Below are 5,394 nucleotides of genomic sequence, written 5' to 3' on the forward strand. Positions count from 1 at the left end.
GAATTAATTGCTCCAACCAGTTTTTATCTATCAATAACTCCAATCTTTGCTGTCTTAAGTTTTCATAAATTTTGTTATCAAAATTTTCACAAGCAGAATATACTGAAATAATAAACATTGAAATATAAAACAATAAACCAACAAATGCTAAAGCATTAGACTTCCTGCAAAACCCAAAAATAAGGAAAACCGTTCGTGGTGAGCTTGTCGAACCATAACGGTTTTCCGCCACCCCTCAACAAGCTCGGGGCGAACGGAAAGCCTAGTTTTGCAGGAAGTCTATTAAATTCACTAAAAACATTATCTGCTATGAAATCATTAAAGTCATTATCGCTAAAAATTCTATGACCAATTCTATAACACCAATCTTGAACAAATAAGAAAAATATCGTACATAGTATATAAATAAATTTTAATGCATCGGCTAAAATTGTAAAGGCAAAGAATACTAGCATTACAAAAGCAGTTAATAGAAAAAACTTAATGGCATTTTCAACATCTTCACCAAGATATTTCAATAACCCAAAAACAAGTAGGGCTGTTAGTATTATAAATAATACTGTAAGAATTACTCCCACTCTTATATAAATGGATGGGAAAACCAATAAAGATCCAAATAAACACAATCCTCGAAATAAATCAAAATGTTTATCATTACTAGAAAATATGCTGTTTTGATAATGGTTTTCCCAAAAACCATTCATTTTAATGCTCCCTAGTCGCCCGAAACTCCACCTCAGGATACCTCTCTTGCATTAACTGCAAATTAACACGGCTTGGGGCAAGGTAGGTTAGATAGCCACCGCCGTCCACCGAGAGTTGGTCGTGGGCTTTTTTCTTAAATTTTTCAAAGGCGACTTTATCATCACAATGTACCCAACGCACGGTGGCGATACTAATCGGCTCAAAGGTGCATTGCACTTTATATTCTTCTAGCAAACGATGTGCCACCACTTCAAATTGTAGCACGCCCACCGCCCCCAAAACCAAGTCGTTATTGATTTGGGGCATAAATACTTGCGTTGCTCCTTCTTCGGAGAGCTGTTGTAGTCCTTTTTGTAATTGCTTGGATTTCATCGGGTCTTTTAGCACCACACGGCGAAACAGTTCAGGAGCAAAGTGCGGAATGCCTGTAAAGTTTAAGGTCTCGCCACTGGTAAAACTATCGCCAATCTGGATTGTACCGTGATTGTGCAAGCCGATGATGTCGCCAGCGTACGCTTCGTCCAATGCTTCACGGTCGCCCGCTAGGAACATAAGTGCGTCCGACACTCGCACTTCTTTGCCGATACGCACATGGTTCATTTTCATGCCACGCTCGTATTTGCCCGAACACACTCGCATAAAGGCGATACGGTCTCGGTGCTTGGGGTCCATGTTGGCTTGAATTTTAAAGACAAAGCCCGTAAAGGCAGGCTCGTCCGCTTTGACGGTGCGTTCTACCGCCACATGGTCTTTTGGGGGTGGGGCGTATTGGGTCAGCACGTCCAAAATCATGTTTACGCCAAAGTTACCCAACGCCGTGCCGAACAAGACAGGCGTTTGTCGCCCTGCCAAAAATTCATCCACGTCCCAGTCTTCATACGCCATTTGGGCAAGTTCGATGTTGTCCATAAACTCATCCCACAAAATCTGCCCAAGTCGCTCCTTGATGTCGGCATGGTCGTAACCGTCTCGGCTCTCGATGTCCGTGATTTGTGAGCCAAAGCCTTTTTTATAAAAATAAGTCTTGTTATCCACAAAACTATACACCCCCACAAAATCCTGCCCCATGCCAATAGGATAAGCAAACGGTACGCATTTGATTTTTAGCACGCTTTCAATCTCATCAAGCAGGGCGAGCGGATTTTGGATTTCACGGTCAAGTTTATTGACAAATGAAATAATGGGCGTATCACGCATACGGCACACTTCCATGAGCTTAATCGTCCGCTCTTCCACGCCTTTGGCTCCGTCAATGACCATTAACGCACTATCAACGGCAGTGAGCGTGCGGTAAGTGTCTTCTGAAAAGTCGGCGTGTCCGGGCGTGTCTAGTAGATTAACCACATGATTTTTATAGGGAAATTGCATGACCGATGTCGTGATAGAGATACCACGCTCTTGCTCCATGCTCATCCAGTCGGACGTGGCATGGCGGTCGGCTTTACGTCCACGCACTTCGCCAGCGACTTGGATTGCCTTGCCCCACAGTAGGAGCTTTTCGGTCATGGTGGTTTTACCTGCGTCAGGGTGCGAGATGATGGCGAAGGTTCTGCGAGCCTTGATTTGGTTGGTTAAATTGGTTGTCATTTCTTGCCTTTTATGAATTATGTACACGTTTATGTACAAATATATTTTGAGTTAAACGGGATAAAATTTGGCATATTATATATCAAAATACACTTTCTTAATACATAAAAAACAACCGCACCCCAATGAGAACCGCACCCCAAAAGTTAGATACTCAAATACCAACCTTTGGGGTGCGGTTCAAAATGAAGTGGGTTTTATGGTAGCATAGAATTAAAAGCAAAGATAGATATAAAAATAAGGTTCTGGTTCAAAAAGGATGCTACAAGAAAAACCGTTCGTGGTGAGCTATGCCTGCCCATGACGGAAACCGACTCGCAGGCAAGCTTGTGGCGAACGGAAAACCTAGTTTGGCATACTTTTTAGACTACTGCCAAAAATAAAACCTGCTCAAGGCTAGAGTGGCGAGCTTTGGGGTTGGTTCATTTTTTTGGGCGGTGTTTTTATCAAAACTTATTCCACAAACTTCACAACTTGTTCAAAGGTTTTACGAGCCTTAGGGCGGATCTCTTTATCCCTAAACCCGAAAGTTACCATGACCGACACGCCCCACTCATTCGGGTCAAATAAACCTTCGTCTGCCAAAATGCGATTTACTTCTTGATAATCAAAGCCTTCAATTGGGCAAGAATCAATGCCCATCATCGCCGCCCCCGTCATCATATTGGCAAGGGCGATGTAGGTTTGTTTGCTTGCCCAGTCAAATAAAGTGCGGTCGGACTCCAAAATGGCGATGTCCTCACTTTGGAATTTTTTATAAACTTCCATAATTTTGGCACGGTCATCGCCCTGCAAACCCCGTCTGTCCATAATTTGCCCAAAATAAGGCGTGTCATAGCGGGCGTTTTTCTTTGCCAAAATCGCCACAATATGACTTGAAGTTTCCATCGTAGGAATGCCCCAGCAGTAAGGTTTTAATTTTTGGCGTAAATTGGCATTTTGTAGCACCAAAAACTGCCACGGCTCAGAGCCTACCGAGCTTGGCGACAAACGCCCCATTTCCAAAATGGCGTTAAACTCATCGGCAGGGATTTTCTTATTGCCGTCATACGAGCGAGTGGAGGCACGGTAATGAAAGGCATTTAAAATATCGTCTTTGTTAAAAATGGTCATAAATTGCTCCAAAAATGGAAATTTGAAAATTGGCGTGTATTATAAAAGATTTTATTTATTATGGATAATTGATAGTTTTGATAGGTAGGTATAAGCGGGGGTGATAAATAGGCTTGGACTACTTAAATTTTTTGTGCAATTCTCATTGTTGCAACAAAAGCACCCTTTGCTGAGAGTGCTTTTGTATTATCTTCACCAAAAGTCTTTGGTTTTTCTGCAAAAAATGCAAAATAAACTACTAGAAATTAGGATTTTCAAAATACATCCAATGGTACCTCAATGCTTCCAATGATAAGCCATCGCAATTTTTTAAAACCTTTCCATTGTATTGCGTATAATGAGGATCAGTTATTGTTTTACTTAAATATACAGTAAAATTAGTAGGGTTAATTGAAAGCAAATATCTATCAAAAAGCTTATGTATATCTGTTCTAAGTAAAATACCGTTAGATATCTGGTTGTCTTTTTCGCCCCTATACGGATAAATGTGAGCAGCATCAAGTATGTCCAATATATCACAACCTGTAATAGGACAGCATTTCCATAATTTTATTAGTTCAGCCCTAAAATTTGCTTGTTTTGGTCTGACAACTATCACACCTGTTTTTTTGACACGAGTATCCTTTCTATCAATTTTAAATTCTATAGTTTTATTAGTTTTTTTACTTGCGATGTTTGGGAGATCCAACCTTGTAATGATGTCAAAATTGATTAAGTCTGTATATGGCTTGATGACCCTATCTATCCCTTCATTTAATCTTATTAAAGACAAAACAATTGCTGCATCTTCTGCAAAAATAAAGAAATCTTCTTTTCTACTCCAAATCTCTTTTAATTCGCCATTATTCAAGCTGTGAAAATACTTGATGCGTTCTGGTAAAAGCATATTGCTTGTTAGTATAGAATGTTTCGGAGCGACCATGGATGAGTTATCAGTAAATTTACCGTTCGCATCGCAATCCTCTGCATCTTGCACTGACTGTTTTTCTGTAATTAAATATTCGTTGGTGGAATGTATTGGTTGTTTATTTTCAAGACAACCTCCATTATCTGCTATCATGTGATTTGAGCCACTTGTTCCTTCTGTGGTATTTGGAATATTTTCCTGACACTCCAAAACCTCTAGTTTTTCTTCAAATCCCTTTGCATAATAGTTGTTTGTTTGTGCATTAAATACATATTCAACTGAATTCGCTTGGTGTGCAAAGGTAAAGTTTTGATTGTTAAATCTCAGAAAATCTAAGCATTTTACTGTTTCATCCAGCAATTTTTTCTTTAGTAGAATATTGTAAATATAAATATATTTATCCACATCTTGTGATGCAATATCAACAATTTCAATTAAGTATTCCAAGCTAAGACTATTTGCATAATCATTCATTTTATTGATATGACTTATCAGATCTTCAGTTGGTTTAAAGTCATTATCTGAAGACCTGATAAGAAAAGTTGATAGGTCGCGAATTTTATCCGTGTATTGATTGGTTTTTGGTAGAGATAGGTTTGAACCATTTATCCTATATAGAGTTTTTAGAATAAACTCTGATAGATGAATTTTTACTTGTACTTTGTTATACTCATCTAAACCTAAATTTAAATTTACTTCATATTGGTCTTTTTTATTAACTAAACTTGATAACAAAAAAGACCAAGACTTATCACTACCATTTATGGCGAATCCCACTTTAATTGATTGCAATTCTTTTAGTAGACATCCTGCAAAACTACCCAATCCACCCAAACACGAGCTTTACCCTAAGTTCAAATCTTGCCAATGATTTACGATAGGTGGTTGAGAACATTTTAAAGGCCTTAAACTTGGCAAAGATATGTTCTACTCTCACCCGTGTTTTAGACAATAATGCGTTATAATCTTTGGCTTCTTGTACAAGTGGATATTTCTTAGTTTGTTTTAGTGGCGTAAAGGCTTGCTTGTATAAATGCTGTATGCCTTGATAACCACTGTCTGCTAGGATAAACTTAGCATTT

At 39.0% G+C, this 5,394-nt stretch carries 5 protein-coding genes; all 5 read right to left on the reverse strand.

The window, feature by feature from the left end:
• Positions 1–155: 155 nt before the first annotated feature.
• On the reverse strand, positions 156–704 hold the full coding sequence (locus K941_RS0111870) for a hypothetical protein (protein ID WP_029103777.1): 549 nt from the start codon (positions 702–704) through the stop codon (positions 156–158).
• 1 nt (position 705) lies between these two features.
• Complete coding sequence (locus K941_RS0111875; protein ID WP_029103778.1) at positions 706–2,292, reverse strand: peptide chain release factor 3; 1,587 nt, start codon at positions 2,290–2,292, stop codon at positions 706–708.
• Between the two features lie 453 nt (positions 2,293–2,745).
• Complete coding sequence (locus tag K941_RS0111880) at positions 2,746–3,405, reverse strand: NAD(P)H-dependent oxidoreductase (protein WP_029103779.1); 660 nt, start codon at positions 3,403–3,405, stop codon at positions 2,746–2,748.
• Between the two features lie 238 nt (positions 3,406–3,643).
• Positions 3,644–5,146 carry an HNH endonuclease gene (locus K941_RS16560; RefSeq protein ID WP_029103780.1) on the reverse strand — a complete coding sequence of 501 codons (1,503 nt, stop codon included), beginning with the start codon at positions 5,144–5,146 and terminating at the stop codon, positions 3,644–3,646.
• On the reverse strand, positions 5,130–5,394 hold a 265-nt coding region (locus K941_RS0111890), incomplete at its 5' end, for a transposase family protein (protein ID WP_029102360.1). The genes K941_RS16560 and K941_RS0111890, both read right to left, overlap by 17 nt.

It is taken from the genome of Moraxella caprae DSM 19149 (assembly GCF_000426885.1).
Classification (GTDB): Bacteria; Pseudomonadota; Gammaproteobacteria; order Pseudomonadales; family Moraxellaceae; genus Moraxella; species Moraxella caprae.